13 protein-coding genes and 2 pseudogenes are annotated in these 18,524 nt (G+C 51.7%); 7 read left to right on the forward strand and 8 right to left on the reverse strand.

The features are described from left to right. Window positions 1-111: 111 nt before the first annotated feature. Window positions 112-956 (reverse strand): annotated as a pseudogene (locus tag AC1RMF_RS24845) (IS3 family transposase); the annotation flags it as partial. A 106-nt stretch (window positions 957-1,062) separates the two neighbouring features. Here AC1RMF_RS24845 and AC1RMF_RS24850 point away from each other — a divergent pair. Then, the gene (locus AC1RMF_RS24850; RefSeq protein ID WP_493145117.1) at window positions 1,063-2,121 is read left to right on the forward strand and encodes an IS110 family RNA-guided transposase; all 1,059 of its coding nucleotides are present in this window, start codon (window positions 1,063-1,065) and stop codon (window positions 2,119-2,121) included. 232 nt (window positions 2,122-2,353) lie between these two features. Here AC1RMF_RS24850 and AC1RMF_RS24855 read toward each other — a convergent pair. Both AC1RMF_RS24855 and AC1RMF_RS24860 read right to left on the reverse strand, forming a co-directional pair. Continuing rightward, window positions 2,354-2,626: pseudogene (locus AC1RMF_RS24855) on the reverse strand (transposase); the annotation flags it as partial. Between the two features lie 212 nt (window positions 2,627-2,838). Then, complete coding sequence (locus AC1RMF_RS24860) at window positions 2,839-4,764, reverse strand: bifunctional diguanylate cyclase/phosphodiesterase (RefSeq protein WP_493145118.1); 1,926 nt, start codon at window positions 4,762-4,764, stop codon at window positions 2,839-2,841. A 291-nt stretch (window positions 4,765-5,055) separates the two neighbouring features. On the opposite strand from AC1RMF_RS24860, the gene AC1RMF_RS24865 reads away from it, so the two are divergent. Next, entirely contained in the window at window positions 5,056-5,436 is a 381-nt protein-coding gene (locus tag AC1RMF_RS24865; protein ID WP_493145119.1) for a hypothetical protein, read from the forward strand. 50 nt (window positions 5,437-5,486) lie between these two features. Then, entirely contained in the window at window positions 5,487-5,588 is a 102-nt protein-coding gene (locus AC1RMF_RS24870) for a hypothetical protein (RefSeq protein WP_342616784.1), read from the forward strand. 210 nt (window positions 5,589-5,798) lie between these two features. Here the strand turns inward: AC1RMF_RS24870 and AC1RMF_RS24875 are convergent, their stop codons facing one another. Beyond that, complete coding sequence (locus AC1RMF_RS24875) at window positions 5,799-6,206, reverse strand: bacteriohemerythrin (RefSeq protein ID WP_493145121.1); 408 nt, start codon at window positions 6,204-6,206, stop codon at window positions 5,799-5,801. A 642-nt stretch (window positions 6,207-6,848) separates the two neighbouring features. Here AC1RMF_RS24875 and AC1RMF_RS24880 point away from each other — a divergent pair. Next, complete coding sequence (locus AC1RMF_RS24880) at window positions 6,849-8,012, forward strand: FIST signal transduction protein (RefSeq protein WP_493145122.1); 1,164 nt, start codon at window positions 6,849-6,851, stop codon at window positions 8,010-8,012. Further along, on the forward strand, window positions 8,013-10,121 hold the full coding sequence (locus AC1RMF_RS24885) for an EAL domain-containing protein (RefSeq protein WP_493145123.1): 2,109 nt from the start codon (window positions 8,013-8,015) through the stop codon (window positions 10,119-10,121). Between the two features lie 74 nt (window positions 10,122-10,195). Here AC1RMF_RS24885 and AC1RMF_RS24890 read toward each other — a convergent pair whose 3' ends face one another. From AC1RMF_RS24890 to AC1RMF_RS24905, 4 genes are all read right to left on the reverse strand, one after another. Continuing rightward, window positions 10,196-11,473: a diguanylate cyclase gene (locus AC1RMF_RS24890; protein WP_493145125.1), complete on the reverse strand. Its 1,278-nt coding sequence runs from the start codon at window positions 11,471-11,473 to the stop codon at window positions 10,196-10,198. Window positions 11,474-11,746: 273 nt separating this feature from the next. Continuing rightward, window positions 11,747-12,879 (reverse strand): IS3 family transposase gene (locus AC1RMF_RS24895; RefSeq protein ID WP_493145127.1). Its coding sequence is split into 2 segments (ribosomal slippage): window positions 11,747-12,627 and window positions 12,627-12,879, totalling 1,134 coding nucleotides; the frame shifts between segments, so codons are not numbered across the junction. Between the two features lie 39 nt (window positions 12,880-12,918). Further along, window positions 12,919-13,320, reverse strand: coding sequence for a hypothetical protein (locus tag AC1RMF_RS24900; protein WP_493145129.1), 402 nt, complete (start codon window positions 13,318-13,320; stop codon window positions 12,919-12,921). Between the two features lie 344 nt (window positions 13,321-13,664). After that, on the reverse strand, window positions 13,665-14,057 hold the full coding sequence (locus AC1RMF_RS24905) for a response regulator (protein ID WP_493145131.1): 393 nt from the start codon (window positions 14,055-14,057) through the stop codon (window positions 13,665-13,667). A 528-nt stretch (window positions 14,058-14,585) separates the two neighbouring features. On the opposite strand from AC1RMF_RS24905, the gene AC1RMF_RS24910 reads away from it, so the two are divergent. Together AC1RMF_RS24910 and AC1RMF_RS24915 are read left to right on the forward strand one after the other, a co-directional pair. Further along, complete coding sequence (locus tag AC1RMF_RS24910; protein WP_493145133.1) at window positions 14,586-16,169, forward strand: methyl-accepting chemotaxis protein; 1,584 nt, start codon at window positions 14,586-14,588, stop codon at window positions 16,167-16,169. Between the two features lie 613 nt (window positions 16,170-16,782). Further along, a complete protein-coding gene (locus AC1RMF_RS24915; RefSeq protein WP_493145135.1) occupies window positions 16,783-18,126 on the forward strand; it encodes a sensor histidine kinase in 1,344 nt (447 codons plus the stop codon). The last annotated feature ends 398 nt before the right edge of the window (window positions 18,127-18,524 follow it).

Genomic DNA, 18,524 nt, shown 5'->3' on the forward strand with positions numbered 1-18,524 from the left:
GCCTTTTTTCGAAAAGTGTTCGGCATTGCCCAAAAAGTGCTCTTATTGACAGGCGTTAACAGCACCCGCAACGACACGACGTCCCCCCATTTTCAGTAGTACTGGGCTTTGGAGTCCGGGGTTAATTTAACTGGTTTTTGAAGCAATGTTTTTGCATAGGCTGTCGGTGTTAGGCCACCCAGTGATTTCTTCGGTCTCTCCTCGTTGTATTCCCTGCGCCAAGCTTCAACGATCACACGGGCATGTTGCAGACTTGTGAACCAGTGTTCGTTCAAACATTCATCCCGGAACCGTCCGTTGAATGATTCGATGTAGGCGTTCTGGTTGGGCTTACCCGGCTCAATCAGGAACAGCTGAACGCTACGTGCGTGCGCCCAGGTCAGCATGGCCCGACTGCAGAACTCTTTCCCGTTGTCTGTCCGTATCGCTCTGGGCAACCCTCTGGTGCTGGCTAATTGCTCCAGGATGCGCACCAGTTGGTTTCCACCCAATGCACGCTCTGGCACGATCGCCACGGCCTCGTGGGTTGCGTCATCCACCACCGTGAGACTCTTGATGCTGCGCCCCTCGGCCGTGCGGTCAAACACGAAGTCCATGGACCATACCTGATTGGCGGCCGTCGGCCGCTCCAGGGGATGCCCGTCGCTCATCGGGATCTTCTTGCGCCTGCGCTTCTTCACTTGCAGGCCAGCCTCAGCGTACAGGCGGTCCACGCGCTTATGGTTGACGAGCTCACCGGCCTGGCGCAGCTTCAGATAGATCATGCCGGCGCCGTAGCGCCGATGCCGTTGGGCCAGGGCAATGATCTTCTCCTTGAGTGCGCAGTTGCGCTCCGGTGCGGGCTCATAGCGGTAAGCGCTGGCGCTCATGCCAATGACGCACAAAGAACGACGTTCGCTCAGCCCTTGGCTGACCATGTGGCGCACCAGTTCACGTCTGGCCGGTGCGCTCACCACTAATGAGATGGTCCGCCCCGCCCCCTGATGGGGTGATCCGCGAAACAGAATACCCATTCTCGCGGATGTGGCTAGTCTTCCGTTGCTTATTCCGAAGGAGATTCACATGAGCAATCAAAACGCAGTTGCCGTGACCTACGGCATTGATTTAGGCAAAACCTGGTTCCATGTCGTTGGGGTTGACGTTCATGGAAATCCCGTCACCAAGGGGCGTTTCAGCCGTAGCGCGATCCAAAACTTCTTCGTAAATGTGCCTACTGCGAAGATCGGAATGGAAGCCTGCCCTGGCTCCCAGTGGCTTGCGCGCAAACTGCAGGCTCTTGGGCACGAAGTTCGCATCATCCCCGCCCAGTTTGTCAAACCATATGTCAAGTCGAACAAGAATGACACCGTGGATGCTGCCGCCATCGCCGAAGCCGTTACGCGCCCGACGATGCGATTCGTGCAGATCAAGCACCACGAACAGGTGGACTTGCAGGCCTTGCATCGCAGCCGGGAGTTACTGGTTTCCACCCGTACCCGTCTAGTCAACCAAATGCGGGCGTTTTGCCTGGAATACGGCATTGCATTGAGGCACGGTGTTGGCGCCTTCAAGCTTGCCCTGCCGGTTGTGCTGGCCGAAGAGACAAACGATCTGTCCCCCGGGATGCGACAGCTGCTTGGCGATCTGAATAGCGATCTCCAAACATTAGAACAACGCATTGCTGCTTTGACACGGCAAATCAGCGCAATTGCCCACCAGTCGGATCGTGCGCGACGCCTGACCACGATCCCCGGCATAGGCGAATTGACAGCCTCGGCACTGGTCGCCGCGGTGGGCGATGGGCGCCAGTTCAAAACGGCTCGCGATCTAGCAGCCTGGATTGGACTGACCCCGGCGGAATATTCCACGGGTGGAAAAACGCATTTATTGGGCATTAGCAAGCGTGGTAACAACTATGTCCGAAGGCTTCTGATTCATGGATCCCGCGCATGCGTACTACACTTGGATCGATCCCGTGATCGACTGGGCCGGTGGCTCACCACCCTAGAACAGCGAATGCACCCCAATAAGGTTGTCGTCGCATTGGCCAACAAGTTGGCGCGCATCGCGTGGGTTGTTTTGACCAAAGCAGGGGCGTTGTACGAGCGACGCGATCCTAGCCTGGTGCCCCAACCAACCTGATAAATTGAATTCTTGTCCACCTTCTTGGTTTGCTCGGTTCTAAAGTGATGACGAAACAGGCGATCGGCGCAGCGTAAGCCCGGCAAAAAAAGCGGACCCCATCAGTCCGAACCATTTATTGGGAACCCTGCGCGCGAATCTCATCATGGCCTGGCTGCAACAGCAGTCCACCCGCGAGAGGCCGGATACATTTGTGCAAACTGTCTTCGTCAAAACCTGGGCCTTGCAAAGGCGGGGCGGACCATACATTTTTTCTCAAGGCTTCTTTCGTCACCTCGTTCTCCAGCATGGCTTCGGCCAGCAGCCGCTTGAGGCGTGCGTTTTCCGTTTCGAGTTCCTTCAGGCGCTTGGCATCGGACACGTTCATGCCGCCAAACTTGCTACGCCAAAGGTAATAGCTGGCCTCTGAGAAGCCATGCCTGCGGCACAGTTCGGCTACCGCCAGGCCCGCTTCGGCTTCGCGCAGGAAGCCAATGATCTGTTCTTCTGTAAATCGCTTCTTCACGTCCAATCTCCTGTTTCATGGGATTGGACTCCAGAGTTACGTGCTACTCAAATACGGGGGGACGTCGGACACACAATTGTTTTTCCATACGGAACGTCTTATAGTGTTCCGTATCGAATCGATGAGGCATAACAGGATGCCCACAACCGAAGGCCCGGTCTTGCATGAGAACACCTTGATGCGCGCAGATAGGACTGCATCCAGAATTTTCTCTACTTTAAGTTTCCATTGGAATAGACGCACGCGAGATTGCGCCCTGCTGCTTTTGCTTGGTACATAGCTTGGTCCGCCTGTTTTAGCAACATCTCGGGCGATTGCGTGCCGCCAACGAAAATTGTGACGCCAATGCTGGTGGTTACAATATGCTGCCTTCCTTCAAGAAGTATTGGTTCGCGCAAAGTGCTCAACAGTTTCTCGGTCAGTACGTTGACATCCGTTGGAGCTTCCTCCAATGACTCATGCAGTTGATGGACGACCAGTACGAATTCATCTCCACCTAATCGCGATACCGTATCACTCTGGCGCATGCAAGACAGCAGGCGACGAGCGATTTCAAGCAACAACTGGTCGCCCGCATCGTGGCCAAGGTTGTCATTGACCCACTTGAATCGATCCAAATCCAAAAACACCACGGCGCCCGGTTTGCCTGAGCGGGCACTCGCAAGCTGTGCTTGTGCCAGGCGATCCATTAGCAAACGACGATTTGGCAATTTGGTCAACGGATCATAAAAGGCAATTTCAGCAATCTGAGATTCGGCCAGTTTGCGATCTGTCACGTCCAAGTACGTTCCAACGATAGTTGTTGGCAATCCCTCTGAACTGTAACGGGTCACTTTCCCTCGGCTATGAATCCAAACCCAATGCCCATCCTTGTGCTGAACACGATAGTCCATAACGAGCGAATCGGATTGACCCAGCCCATGGGCCTTTCCCAATTCACGAGCAACTGGCCGATCATCCATATGTATCCTGGAGGACCAAGCCGCGATGTCATCGACTGGGTCTTCTGGACCCAATCCAATGATTTCTTGTGCCCGCGCGTTGACCTTGCGTTTACTTGATTCAATGTCCAATACCCACATGCCTAGGTCAGCGCCAGCCAGAGCCATTTCGAGAATTTCTGCGTGTTCACGTGACTCTTGTTCCCTCAGGCGCATGAATTCGACCAATGACTTTCGCCGTCGCTGTAGCAGGATCAACGTAACAATAACCAGGCTGGCTAGAACTCCATACATAGCCACATACTGTGCCAACTCCTGGCGCCACGGCTCCAGCACCGCCTGAAGGTTGCGACTAACCGTCAGTACAAACGGTATGTCCATGTGCAGGGATTCAGGACGCGTCGTAAGAAGCACCACGATACGATCGACGCCAGTGGCGTCAACCACACCAGTAAACAAGCTCTCTGTGCGTCCGCTGTCTTGATGGTGGCTGAACATTGAATCCGGTCCTGCCACCTTCATGCCTTGGGTCACTTGGTTATCAGGAACACTCATGAACATTTTTCCAGATCCATGAATCAGGGTGGTGCGCATGTCGTCGGCATACAACACAGAACGCAATACCACCTCAAAATAATCTGGCTCAAGCAAGGCTACGATGACGCCACCGAACTGCCCCCTTTCGTTCTTCCAAACTTTGACCAAACTGATAGAAAAAAGCTGGGTGACTGTCTGAAACGGTTCTGAGACAAAAAGCGCGTCAGCCGATGGATTGGCCTTCGCTGTCTGAAAGTATGCGCGTTGACTGGCATTGAAATCCATCAATTCCTTTCGACTGGATGCCAGAACATTACCAGCCTCATCGGTCACGATCATAGAACGCACACCAGGCATTGCATCGCTAAGCGCGCCCAAGCGACGCGAGCCATGAGTCGCCATGCCCGAGGCCATTAGAAACGCCATGTCATCGCGAACGCTGCTTAGTGCCGCATCGGCGCCGACCAGTTGTCGCGAAAGATTGTCGTTAACGACGTGTGCAAGTGCACGTAGACGATCGTTTTCTCGTGACAGCGTGAGATCGTGGCTCCGCTTTAGCGGAATGCAAATCCCCACTCCCAAGACAGCCAAGAGCAACAACACCGCAATCCACTGTAGACGTTGCTGCTGCGCATATTCGGAAATAAGGCGTTTGGTCATTGGGGATCCGACGGACACAAGAAGGGCTGACCAAGTAATGTTTTGCTTTCTGCTGCACAGACAGACGCTGGAGTTTTTGCCTGGTTTTGCGATGTCTGATGGAAATTGTACGGTCAGGGGCAGATTGCGCACGACGCAATTAACGCCCCTTCACGCGCTTATTCAAGCATTTACCAGGAGGCGCTTCCGACGAACTTGATCCTATCAAGACGTCAGCACTCACCAGGCGAGCTAACAGGTCTCACGTTGCTTACACATGTGGCCTAGAGGCAACCCGTTGGGATGCACGACATGCTTACCGTCACGCAGATTCAGCTGGCGTTCCATGAGGCTGCATTTAGAAGTGCTCACCAGATTCGATTTTACAATTCGTGCCCCATTAAGGTATTGCCAAAGTATGATAAATGGTTCATGATTCTTCCGGGCCGTAAAAAGCCCCACGTCTCCTTCCCTGACGTGCGCCATAGCCATATGGATTTGACCCAGCCCAAAGGCTGGGTTTCTTTTTGGCAACTAACCTTAAATTTGTTTTTCGTTGTGAAAGCCAACCGGTGCATGGATATCGCCTTTGGTAAATTTGAGCTCCAGACCTACTGGGGTAGGGCTGAAATCATCGGAGGTTTGAAGCCCATGAGAACCGTGGGCAATGGCGTAAAAAAGATTCGAATTTAGGAGGCATTCAGTGCGTTGCGTATGCTGCCAACTTTGCAGATGCCGTCTATGTGCTTCATCGTTTTCAAAAGAAAACAGTGAAGACCAGTAAGGCTGATTTGGACTTGGTCTCTAAGCATTGCCATGATTTATTGAAGGCGCTTGGTCTATAAGCAATCAACAATATGCCAATGTCTAGGATTGCCATCGAAGACACCCAGGAAGAAGCGAAAAACCTCAGGCTGCGTTCGGTTCTGACCTCGCCCTGAGTTGAATTCGGGCTTAAATCAGAACGATCATCTGTCCGGGTTTTGGCCTAGTGTGCCCCTCCTTCTATTACATTTCGGCCAAATTGCAGTTACCTTGAAAACCTAGTAGATCCATCACTTAGTCTTCCTTGCCATCAAGGTGTCTCGGAATCTCATGTCCGATTTAAGAATGTGAAACAGCCACCAATTCCAAATAAAATCGGCAACCTCTTGCTTCTTTAGATGACGGCACATTGCTGCCTCAAGATAAAGCGTCAGTGTGCGAATAAATTCTAGGTGACTACTCTTCTGTGCTTCAATTTCTGGATAGTGATTTTTCTCCAGCACAGTTTCCTCCAAATTGAAATGCTTTAGCGCATACTGCATCAGATCATTGAGGACCGCATGAAAGTGCTCGTCGCCCTGAATTCCTTCCGCACATTCTCTGGCACGCGCGCACAATTGAAGAAACGTCCGGTTCTGTATATCTAACTCGACGTTCCCAACGCAGTATTCTGGTTTCCAAGTAAAGTCTAATTCCATTTGTTTTAGTGGATGGAATCACCCTCTTTCAATACATTTTACTGTAATCGTACAGTGCATCACTGTCTACCTTTATCTGAATTTTACGGCAACACTTAAACGTTTTCATGCGTAAGATCGCCCCATATATAACCAGAAAATACAATCGCGTGCAAAGGAGTTATTGTATTCAGTTGAAAAGTCGTGAGTCAAATCAAAAATTGAATTCCGATTGAAATCAACGTTGAATTTTGATGAGGAAGCCGCCGCTTGGGCTAGCCAGGCGTTATAGCCGCTGTGTGACCGTTATAGGTAATGGCAAATGTTTCCAAAGGGAGATGTGCCAACGGTGGATATGCTGCTGCACTGACACTGTAGCCCATATGCCCATGGCAGCATTCCTCAGACGAATTAAACGCAGGACAACTGCGCGAAATGGTAACGCGATTGATGCGGCAACAGCGCCACAGGAATATGCATTCATCGGCGTACTCAAAATTTAAGTTGCTTGCACAGTAATATCCCTCTGAATTATGCTTTCTATTGAACTCGCAGCTTTGCTGACTGACAGAGATGGGCCTACCTCTGTCATACTGAGGTGGCCTCTTCTTGTAGCATTCAAGACGAGCGTGCATGGTCAGGCAAATACAGGGGAGAGCAGATATGCGTATCTCGCAGCAAGTCTTTACAGCCGAAAGTCTGCAGCAACTTAAGTTCGACAATTTTTCCAAAGACCATTCCAATCAACTTGTTCTGATTTTTGGAAGCCCGAACTTGTTGCGGGACAGGGCCAATTTCCGAGACATTCGCCATGCGTTCCCTAAGGGATTAATTGTAGGTTGCTCCACCGCCGGCGAAATACATGACACCAATGTGAGTGACGACACCTTGGTGGTGACGGTGGTGGACTTTGAGCACACCTGGCTGCATATGTCCAAGGTGGAAATTGTTGAGCCTCCCGCCAGCTTTTCGGCGGGACTGGCGCTGGCTGCCTCTTTGCCAGCGGAAGAATTGGTGCATGTACTGGTGTTTTCGGACGGATTGAGAGTCAACGGAACCGCTTTGGTGCTGGGTATGAAGAACAAGCTACCGGCGCATGTCGAGATAACCGGTGGCCTGTCCGCCGACGGCGCCGACTTTTTAGAGACTCTGGTTTGTGCAAATGATGTGCCGACCGAAGGCCTGATTGTTGCGGTTGGCCTGTACGGCTCCAGGATCAAGGTTGGTTACGGTTCGCTAGGTGGTTGGGACCCTTTTGGCCCTGAGCGCGAGATTACCCGCTCCGAGGGAAATGTACTGTTTGACTTGGATGGCAAACCAGCGTTGGACCTGTACAAGCTTTATCTGGGTGAGCAAGCAGCTGGACTGCCGGCAACCGGATTGTTGTTCCCGCTTTCCCTGCGTTACCCCAATCACAACGGGGGCAGTGTTTCGGCCTCAAGCGGTGTCGTCCGCACCATTCTCGCCATTAACGAGGCCGACAGAAGTATGACTTTCGCAGGCGACATGCCGATGGGGGGCCATGTGCGCCTGATGAAGGCCAATTTTGAACGCCTGATTGACGGCGCGTGTGGCGCGGCCAAGATCAGCGCGGCACCCATGCAGCATGAATCCGCACAATTGGCCCTGCTCATCAGCTGCGTTGGTCGCAAGCTGGTGCTCAAGCAACGTGTCGAGGAGGAGGTTGAGGGGGTACGCGACGTACTAGGTATCAACACCGTTTTGGCGGGATATTATTCCTACGGCGAGATTTCCCCGCATAAGCTCGGAGAGTCGTGCGAGCTACACAACCAAACCATGACCATCACTACGTTCATTGAATCCTGAATGCTGCATCCTCTACTTCAACGTCAAATCAAGCGGCTCTATGGCAAGAGGGAGGATCTTTCGGTTGGTATGACTGCGCTTTTCGAGGCTATCAGCGAGGCCTACTATCAGGCCGATACCGACCGTGTCATGGTAGAGCGTTCGCTCGATCTGGCGTCGCAGGAAATGTTGGAGCAGAACCGCAATCTGTCCAAAGAGTTGGAGGCCCGGCGAGCCGCTGAGTCGCAAGTGGTGCGGTTGTCCAATTTCGATGAATTGACAGGACTTCCCAATCGAAATTTGTTGGATGACCGTGTGAACCAAGCGGTTGCCGTGGCACGCAGGCAGCAGCGTCACTTTTTGGTTTTGGTAGTTGGGTTGGACCATTTCATGTCAATCAATGACAGCCTGGGGCATGCAGCAGGCAACGAAATGCTGAAAATCGTCAGTACGCGGCTTAGCTCTTGCACTCGCGGAAGTGACACGGTGGCGCGCTTGGGAAATGATGAGTTCGCACTGGTCTTGCTCGATTCGTCTGAAGCTGAGGCCCAAGTCCAGCAAAAACTTGCTGACGCAGATGCGTACGCGTCTGATCCCTATTTGGTTGAAATCCTCCACAGAGTTTTGAAGACCGTCTCCGAGCCGGTGATGCTGGCAGGACGGGAGCTGCAAGTTACCTGCAGTATCGGCGTGAGTTTGTTCCCCCAAAATGGGAAGGAATGTGAGGCTTTGCTGCATGCGGCGAGCACTGCCATGAACAGTGCCAAGCGATTGGGGCGCAATACGTTCCAGTTTTACACGACTGAGTTAGGCGCAAGAATTGAGGCGCAACTGGCCGTTCAGGGCCAGCTTCGACTGGCGGTCGAACGCAGCGAATTCGTCTTGCATTACCAGCCGCAAGTAGACTTGCGCAGCGGCAAGGTTATCGGTGTAGAGGCTCTGGTGCGCTGGAATCACCCTGAGCTGGGTCTCGTGCCGCCTTCTCAATTCATAGCCTTAGCAGAAGAGACTGGGCTGATTGTGCCGATTGGGAGCTGGGTGATTCGCACTGCATGTGAACAATGCAAGATATGGAGGGAAGCGGGACATGGTCTGCTTCGCGTGGCGGTAAATCTGTCTGTTCGGCAGTTCGAGCAGCTCGACTTGGTGGAATACATCACTTCCATACTGGCTCAGACAGGAGTGGAGCCGCAATTGCTTGAAATCGAGCTTACAGAAAGCCTGTTAATGACTGACGTCGAGCGGGCCAAAGATGTCTTATGGCGCCTGAAGGCACTTGGACTACAGATGTCCATTGATGATTTTGGAACCGGGTACTCAAGCCTTGCGTATCTGACGCAATTCCCAATCGATTTTCTGAAGATTGACCAGTCGTTTGTACGCAATATTGGAGCGAATAACAACGCAGCCATCGTTAAGGCAATTATTTCAATGGCGCATAGCCTGGGCATGTGTGTCATCGCCGAGGGTGTGGAAACAGAGGCGCAGTGCGAGTTTCTGCGACTCAACATGTGTGATGAAATTCAAGGTTATCTCTTCAGCAAACCGTTAGACGCCAGACAAATTGAAGATATGGTGATCCTGGATAGGCGGCTACCCCCAGAGTTGTTGCATTTCGAAAAACCGAAGCGGACGGTGTTGTTGGTGGACGATGAGCCGTTTATTGTCAATGCACTAAAGCGCCTACTAAGAAACATCAATGCGCAGATCTTTACAGCCGACGGAGGACAAGCCGGCTTGGAAGTTTTGGCCAAGTATTCCATTGACGTGATCGTATCTGATCAACGCATGCCTGGCATGACGGGAATGGAGTTCTTTAGGATCGTAAAAGATAGGTATCCCGATACAATCCGAATCGTCCTCTCTGGATTTACGGAGTTGAATGCGATAACTTCCATGGTGAACGAAGGTGCAATCTATAAGTTTTTGACTAAGCCATGGGTTGATGAGCAGCTTCTGCTTGCAATTGAAGAGGCCTTCCAACACAAAGAGTTGGCAGATGAAAATCAAAGGCTAAATCTTGAAGTGCTCACCTCGAACTTGGAACTGGCTGTAGCCAATAAAAAACTTGAGGAGGCGCTGCACATGAAGCAGCTTCAAATCGAATCCCTTTCGGGGCTCGACTTCTAGTCTAAGGTTTCTTACTTTTCAACACTTCCAAAGTTCAAAGTGTGTTGACGCCGTGTAGCGGTGGGTAGCACTTTCTAAGTAGCCGATGGGGCCAGAAATGACGTGTCCAATGCAGCTAGATCATGGCGCAACGATGGCGAAGTGTACGCGTCTTCGGCGCGAACTTCATTGCGTCCTTCTGCCTTAGCGCGATACAAGGCCTTGTCCGCGCGGTCAAGCGCTGCTTCAAAGCTGTCACCTACGCTGGGGTTCCAACGGCTGACGCCTATGCTGACGCTGACTTTCACTTTTGTGCCACTTGACAAGTCTATCTCCGTGTTAGCGATGCGTACTCGCATGCGTTGGGCGGCTTCCATGGAACGAGCTTCGTCCGCACCAGCCAGCAAGATGGCAAATTCCTCACCGCCCCAACGGGCCGCACAGTCCTCGGTGCGCATGCTCTCGGCTAGCACCGTCGCAACACGCTTGAGCACCAAATCGCCACCACCGTGGCCATGCTGATCGTTTATGCGCTTGAAATGGTCAATATCAACCAGCCAGACACTTAGTGGCATTTCTCTTCGACTCTGCATTGCTGCCAGCCGTGACGCCGCTTCGTTCAGTGAGCGGCGATTGAGTAGGCCTGTGAGCCAGTCGTGCATTGCCATGCGCGCCAGAGCCTGCGCAAACTGGTGCAACTTGGCGGCCAGTGGTCGAAAGACCAGCAGGGCCTCGCCCAGCAAAACGACTACCAGTACCAGCAAAAGTGCGGTCTGTATCTGGCGAAGATCCTCAACGGCGGACACATTTTGTCGCTCGTACTCCAGCACAGCACTGTTCAATTGAACCAGCAACTGATTAGAAGCCGCCTCCACAATTCTTTTGTGGACTGCAGAGGCCAGAATTTCTTGCCTATTAGGGACAATTTGCAACAATAAACGTGCATCTGCTATGTAGGACCGCACCAAAGGATCAATGCCACTAAGCGGTGTGAAATACAGTTTCTTCAATTGCGGTGAACCCGGCCTCGGAACTCCGCCGGTTTCGTCTCCCAAGGTGAGTCGCTCATGAGCCTTGGCCATCTCATCAATGGCAGTTTCGAGTTGTTCGCGCAACTTTGCGTCAAACTTCAGCCCGTATTCCATCGACAAAAAAGCAATGCGCTGCGACAGCATGCGCTGACGTCCACTCAAGTTAATCACCGCGCTAGATTTCTTCTGCTGCTGAATAACCTCAAGGACGAAATAGTGGGCACCCAAAGAAAGTATGCCAATGATGGTTAGGCAAACCACATATGCCAGCGTCAAACGATGACCCCGTACGACATTGAATTGCTCCCATACTTGGGAGTCTTCTGCGATTGTTGCACTCATGGCATCAAACCAGCAAGCAGCGATATAAGGCCATCGCCAAGTACACTAAATTGCCTTTTCATATTGCAAATCTTGTTCACTTCTCGTCATCTCTAAACAGTAGACCCCTCATAAAATCACAGCAATATTCATGCCATCGGGCGGGCGTTAGGGGTTCCTCGCATAAACCGGTGCAAATTTCAAATGCCAACCCGCCACTAATGGTAAGTCAGAGGTGGTCCCGTTTCTTTGAACACTCAAATCGATTTGATAAGTGCAGTCCGGGGGTGACGGCTATGCTGCCTTCTTGAGGTCCGGCAGGGATTTCAAGTAAACCGTTTCCGGGGTACTGGCCGCATGCGTCGAATGCGGCCGGGTGCAATTGTAAAAGCTCGGATATTTACCCAAGCTTGTCCGCGCTTCGGTGACGCTGGAATATGCCTTGAGATAGACCTCCTCGTATTTGACAGAACGCCACAGACGCTCGACAAACACGTTATCCCGCCAGCACCCCTTGCCGTCCATCGAGATCGCAATATCGTTGTCTTTGAGCAGCTTGATGAAGTCATGGCTGGTGAACTGACTGCCCTGATCGGTATTGAAGATTTCAGGTCGCCCCCAACGGACAATGGCTTCTCTGACGGCTTCAATGCAGAAGTCCACATCCATGGAGATCGACAAGCGCCACGCCAGTACCTTGCGGCTGTACCAGTCCAGCACCACCGTCAGATACACCCAGCCCTTGGCCATGGGGATGTACGTGATGTCCATCGCCCAGACCTGATTGGCGCGCTCAATTTTCAGGCCCCGCAGCAGGTAGGGATAGTCCTTGTGGCCGGGGTGCTTCTTGCTGGTGTTGGGCTTGCGGTACAGCGCCTCAATGCCCATGCGGTGCATCAGTGTGCGCACATGCCGACGCCCCGCCACCATACCTTCGCTGCGCAGCATGTCGCGCAACATGCGGCTGCCAGCAAACGGATAGTCCAGATGCAGCTCGTCGATGCGGCGCATCAGCTTGTGGTCTTCAGCGCTGCATTCCTGTGTCTGGTAGTAGACGGTGCCACGGCTGATATTGAGCAACCGGGCTTGGTGCGTGACGGCCAGGTCGTGATCGCGGTCGATCATTTTCTTCCGCTCAGCAGTCCCGCTTTGCTGAGCGCGCCTTGCAAAAAATCCTTCTCCAGCGTCAGTTGCCCGATCTTGGCGTGCAACTCCTTGAGGTCCACGGTAGGCTCCTCGGGGCGGCTGTCAGCGCCAAAGACATCGGCGGCCCGGTCCAGCAGCATCTTGCGCCATTCGTTGATTTGAGTGGGATGCAGATCGTGCTTCTGCGCGATCTCGGCCAGGGTCTTTTCGCCGCGAACGGCCTCAAGTGCTACCTGTGCCTTGAATGCCGGTGAATGATTCCGGCGGGGTCTTCTGCTCATGTCTTGCTCCAGTCTCAGTGGGCCTATTTTGCGGCCCGTTTACGGGGAGACTGCGCTTATCAATCTGTTCAAATTTGCGGGACCACCTCTCTTTTGGTCGGCAATCCCCGCAAGCTTGGGTAACCGATCATCCAACATTGCTCTGTTGGGCAGCCCGGTTTGCGTATCGTAAAAGGCAAGATAGTGGAGCCGTGTTTCTCCTGCAATGCGTTGCTGCTCGGCCCGCATGTGCTCCAACGAGAACGAGATGTCGTCCGCCACTTCGATCAGAAGTTTGCTGACGTCTTGGTCAAATGCATCTATGTCTTTGCAGAACAGGAGTAGTACGCCAATAACTTCCTGTATTTCCCAAAGGGGCATTCCCGCCATGGAGCGAAAACCGTGAGCTTGCATAGCAGCGTAGAAATCCTGTCCAATTTTTTTGCATGCAAATCGTTGCAAATGACAGGCTCTCCTCTTTCCAGTGCTTCATTGGCCGCCGCCACCAATAACTGACTCACCTCGGGAATATTCGTAATATGGCCACAGTCCGCCATCTGCTTGAACTGGCGCGAGTTCGGAACGACCAGTCCTATCCAAGCATATTGAAATAACCCAGATTCAACGGCGATATTACAGGCATCGACGTACAAGCGATCTGGCGATTCAGCGCGCACAATCGTGCGATTGATGCGACTCAACATCGTCAAGAATCGATTGACACGACTCAAATTCGTAATTGAGTTGATCATTTTTAATCATTCCCTCCCCGCGGTAGCACATTAGTCTATTTGGAAGTGCGTGATCTACTGCATTGATATAGCCAGCAATTTGGATATTAGTTTTGACAATTCCCAGCGGTCTACCGGTTTCATCACCACCTCGTCTACACCCCAAGAGGCCATGCGCTGGAGCGCCGATACGTCGTACAAAGCACTGACAACTATGATTGGCAGCGAAGCCGTTAAGGGATTGCTCTTGAGACGGCGCACAACCTCAAAGCCATCCAAACCGGGCATCATCAAATCCAGCAAAATGACATCAGGTTGTTCGGATGCTGCCAGTGCAACTCCAGTCTCACCATTGGATGCCATCAGCGCGGTGTGACCATCAGCTTCAACAAAGATTTCAAGCAACTTGCGATTCGACTCATCATCTTCTATGACCAGAATCTTCGCGGGTCGTTGATTTGTCAACATGTGCGCCCTTCATTCGAATGTGCAGGATAAACCCAGTCGACATATGCACGCAGAAATTGAAATTGATAAATTCATTCCACGGTGCCATTTCATTCTAGGCACTGAGCACGCCAATGTCCACGGATTCGAATTGGATGATCTTTTATTTGTGGATGGGTTGGAGAATTCATATAGGCGAAGGCCCATTCTTTTTGCTGGGGGAATATGACTTGTTCCCGCGGGGAATAAGTGCGGACTCAAATTTTTCGGCTATTTGAATTTCAAAACTGGAGAGCGGCTTCTTCACACCTTGTCTGCGCTTTGACCATACATATACTTTGCACCCCAATATCCGCTATTGGTAACTGCTTTGTAATGTTGAATTCGCAATTGATGCAGAATCGGGTTAGTATTTACCCTAACAAGTAGTGCGTTTCTCGAAAGACCAATTTGGTGGCAGGTGTCACTGACACGGCCACTCTCAACAGTTTTTTTGAAGCGCACGGCATCTAACGATAATTTTTCAGCAGCCCGGGAGGATGTTTCATCATGAGAATCTCGACCACAAAAGTCAGCACACGGTTAACTGCAGCTTTTGCTGTCATGATATTAATTACCGCTGCAATGGCAGCCTTGGGTGTCTGGCATCTTCAAACGCTCAAACGCGACAGCAAGCAAATTGCAACCATCCACAATCAACGTAACACGCTCGCTTTGCGCTGGTCTGCGGCCATCAATCTCAACTGGCTGCGGCTGCATGCGTTGCTGAAGACATCAGATACCGCCTACATTACCTCGCTGCAAAAAGATATTGCCGATACTGTCAACAACATCAACGTCGTGCAAAAGGAGTTGGACGCGCTCATCAATGATGAACAAGGTCAAGCGCTGGTTGATCAGGTTGGCAAGTCCCGTCAACGCTACCGTGACATTCGTGATGCTCTTTTGAAGAGGAAACTGGCGGGCGAGGATGTTGGTGCGGAAGTGGACCGTGACCTGCAGCCCCTTGTTCAGGAATACCTCAAAAATGTGGATCTAGTGCAGGCATATGTGCAGGAGCGATTGTCATACGCCGAGAAAGAAGCCGAGCACACGGCTGATTCCAGCCAGATATTTTTGAGCATCATTTCGGGCGTATCGATTGCATTGGGCCTGCTCCTGGCTACGTGGGTCACGCGCTCGGTGACCCACCCCTTGGGTGGTGAGCCACACGAGGCAGCCAGGGTCGCACAAAGCGTAGCATCGGGTGACCTTAGCGCAGAAATCAGCTTACGGCCGGGTGACACTGTTAGTCTGATGGCCCAACTAAAGGCCATGCAAGCCGGTTTGGCAAAGGTTGTCAGCAATGTGCGCGAGCATTCTGAAGGTGTTGCCGTGGCGAGCGCTCAGATCGCGGAGGGAAACCAAGATCTCAGTTCACGAACAGAGAATCAGGCCAGTGCACTTGAACAAACCGCTGCTTCAATGGAACAACTTGGCGCTACGGTCAAGCAAAACGCCGATAGCGCCACCCAAGCCACCCGTTTGGCCCGCAACGCCTCTTTCGTGGCGATCCAAGGTGGGGAAGTCGTGGCCCGCGTTGTGGACACGATGAAAGGCATCAACGACAGTTCGAAGAGAATCTTCGACATCATCAGTGTCATCGACGGCATTGCTTTTCAGACCAACATCCTAGCTCTAAATGCGGCAGTAGAAGCCGCCCGAGCAGGTGAACACGGCCGTGGCTTTGCCGTGGTTGCCACCGAAGTCCGTGGCCTGGCCGGCCGGGCTGCGGACGCTGCCAAGGAGATCAAGACCCTCATTGGAACCAGTGTGGAGCGAGTAGAACAAGGCACAGCACTGGTCCACCAGGCCGGTGAAACGATGAACGAGGTGGTCAGCGCCATACAAAGGGTGACCGACCTCATGACAGACATTAGTACTGCCAGTACGGAACAAAGCCAAGGCGTTGCACAGGTCGGTGAGGCCGTCACTCAAATGGACCAGGTCACGCAACAAAACGCTTCCTTGGTTGAAGAGATTGTCAACGCCGCCGGTGCCCTACGTTTCAAGTCTCGTGACCTGGTCGACCTAGTGTCTGTTTTCAAACTAAGTGGACAACTTGGCATTTCAATCAGAGAGTCCGCAGGATGATTACTTGGGTAGTGCAGAACGCTGGCACAGGCAGGTTCGCGCTTTTTACTTGTCGCCGTTGGTCCCCCCCTCTCCTTCTGATGGGACCGTTTGGATAGTGGCATTTGGTTGCACCAGCGCACTGCGCTTCTTGGTCTTTTTTTGCGAAGAGGCCAACCGGCAGCTGTCCCCAATCTTTTCCCTTATGTGGGCATGTTGTGTAGTTACAGCGAATCTACAGTTTGCTGCGTCCGGAGTTTCCGAGCATTGATCACAAGACATGTAATGTCTGAACACAGAGGCCGTTTTGAAGTTCCGCTGGCGCTGGAAATCTAAGCACCCGCCATCGAGGTGCTTGCCGTTACAACTGGGCAATTCCATTTTGACCGGCGCGGCGCATTAAATGTTTGATGGTAGCTGATGACCTTTGCCATGAGCAGTTGTGAGATCATCTTGGACTAGGGAATCTCATGGAAGTACCGTTCAAATTTGCAGATCCATTTCTGATGGTCGATATGCATCATATTTATATTCGACGCGTTGCGGAATTCAAGAAATATCTCTGCACGTTGAAAGGAAGGGTTCTCCTGTTACGAACCTGATATTCTTATGACCCAACCGATGGAGGCAGCTCATGAATACCAAAATAGCCCCTGGCAAAGACTGGCTTAATGAACCAGACGAACGTAAGCTCAGTAGCTCAAGCACGGCATTTCATATCCAAGCGCTGGTATTTCGCACACTCATCGACATCATGCCTGATCGGATCTACGCCAAGGACATCCATAGCCGGTTTATCTTGGCCAATAAGGCCGTGGCTAATCTGATGGGGAAGAGAACTCCTGAGGAGATGATTGGAAAAACAGATTTCGATTTTTACCCCGTGGAGCTTGCAACGGAATATTTTGCCGTAGAGCAGGAGTTAATCCGATCGGGCGAGCCTTTAATCTCTTGTGAACAGCAGGTCCCAAATTTGAATACAGGTGAAATTGGATGGCTGCAAACGACCAAAGTGCACCTGCGTGATGGGGAAGGCAACGTGATTGGCCTTCTTGGCCTCGCACGTGACATTACGGAGCGCAAACGTATTGAAGCCGAGTTGCTGAGCCGCAATATTGAACTGACTTACCTCAACGAAAAGCTTTTCAAAGCCCAGGAGCAACTAATCCAGTCGGAAAAAATGGCCTCCATTGGGCAACTCGCGGCAGGAGTTGCGCACGAAATAAACAATCCCATTGGGTATATCTCTTCCAATTTCGGCATGCTGGAGAGCTACCAAGCCAGTCTTTTTGAAATGCTGCTGGCTTATGAGGCTTGTGAGACATCTGTAAATGATGACGAGAAAACCAGAGAATTGAGAGATTTGCGGAAAAGATTGGAAATTGACTTCCTCGTGCAAGATGTACCGGACCTAATGAGAGAGTCGCGTGATGGTATTGAGCGCGTCAGAAAAATTGTGCAGGATCTGAAAAATTTCTCGCATGTTGACTCACAACTAGATTGGCGTGCCAGCGACCTGCGTCAAGGAATAGATTCAACCCTGAATGTGGTGAATAACGAAATTAAGTACCACGCTGACATCATCAAGGAGTACGGGGAGATTCCGCTGGTCGAGTGTGTTCAATCTGAGATCAACCAGGTCGTTATGAATCTGGTCATCAACGCTTCGCACGCTATCAATCAGGAGCGCGGGAAGATCTATATCCGTACGGGGTCTGATGGCAATCAGGTCTGGATTGAAGTGGAGGACACAGGTTGCGGCATTCCAAAGGAAATCATACCCCGCATCTTTGATCCATTTTACACCACAAAGCCTGTGGGCAAGGGCACCGGACTCGGTTTGTCCTTATCCTACGGTATTGTGCAAAAACATCACGGCAACATTGAAGTGCAGACCGAAGTAGGAAAGGGCACGTTGTTTCGTGTAACTTTGCCCGTCAAACAATCTAAACCACTTGCTGAATCCGCCTTTCAATGAATAGAGATAATCTCCAATTCTTAGTTGCAACGGTGTTAGATGCGTGGAATATTACACATGGAAGAAAGACGGACTTTTCGATGATAAGTGAGAACCAATTCAGCGCTTATTTCGCGGTTTTCTTGCGACAATTTAGTGCAATTAACTTGAAGGATGATACGAATTGTGAGTGAAATATGACAACGTGCTGGCTGATATATGTGCTGGCGTTGTTTTGCGTTTTTTAAGGACAAGCTATGCTGCATTCCGAGACGCCTACCAAAAACACTGTGCAAGGCCTGGCAGCGTTGGACCCGGCTGATTTTTTTGACGGTAGTCCTATAGCAACATTCGTTGTCAATTCCAGGCACCTTGTTACGCACTACAACCAAGCCTGTGCCACCCTGCTTGGAGTTCCA

Source organism: Rhodoferax sp. GW822-FHT04A08 (assembly GCF_058801025.1).

Bases quoted from the DNA above. Each gene is read 5' to 3' on its own strand.
- AC1RMF_RS24890 (WP_493145125.1), bottom strand. From the start codon at position 11,473: ATGAGTGCAACAATCGCAGAAGACTCCCAAGTATGGGAGCAATTCAAT.
- AC1RMF_RS24860 (WP_493145118.1), bottom strand. From the start codon at position 4,764: ATGACCAAACGCCTTATTTCCGAATATGCGCAGCAGCAACGTCTACAG.
- AC1RMF_RS24885 (WP_493145123.1), top strand. From the start codon at position 8,013: ATGCTGCATCCTCTACTTCAACGTCAAATCAAGCGGCTCTATGGCAAG.
- AC1RMF_RS24905 (WP_493145131.1), bottom strand. From the start codon at position 14,057: ATGTTGACAAATCAACGACCCGCGAAGATTCTGGTCATAGAAGATGAT.
- AC1RMF_RS24915 (WP_493145135.1), top strand. From the start codon at position 16,783: ATGAATACCAAAATAGCCCCTGGCAAAGACTGGCTTAATGAACCAGAC.
- AC1RMF_RS24865 (WP_493145119.1), top strand. From the start codon at position 5,056: ATGCTTACCGTCACGCAGATTCAGCTGGCGTTCCATGAGGCTGCATTT.
- AC1RMF_RS24850 (WP_493145117.1), top strand. From the start codon at position 1,063: ATGAGCAATCAAAACGCAGTTGCCGTGACCTACGGCATTGATTTAGGC.
- AC1RMF_RS24875 (WP_493145121.1), bottom strand. From the start codon at position 6,206: ATGGAATTAGACTTTACTTGGAAACCAGAATACTGCGTTGGGAACGTC.
- AC1RMF_RS24880 (WP_493145122.1), top strand. From the start codon at position 6,849: ATGCGTATCTCGCAGCAAGTCTTTACAGCCGAAAGTCTGCAGCAACTT.
- AC1RMF_RS24910 (WP_493145133.1), top strand. From the start codon at position 14,586: ATGAGAATCTCGACCACAAAAGTCAGCACACGGTTAACTGCAGCTTTT.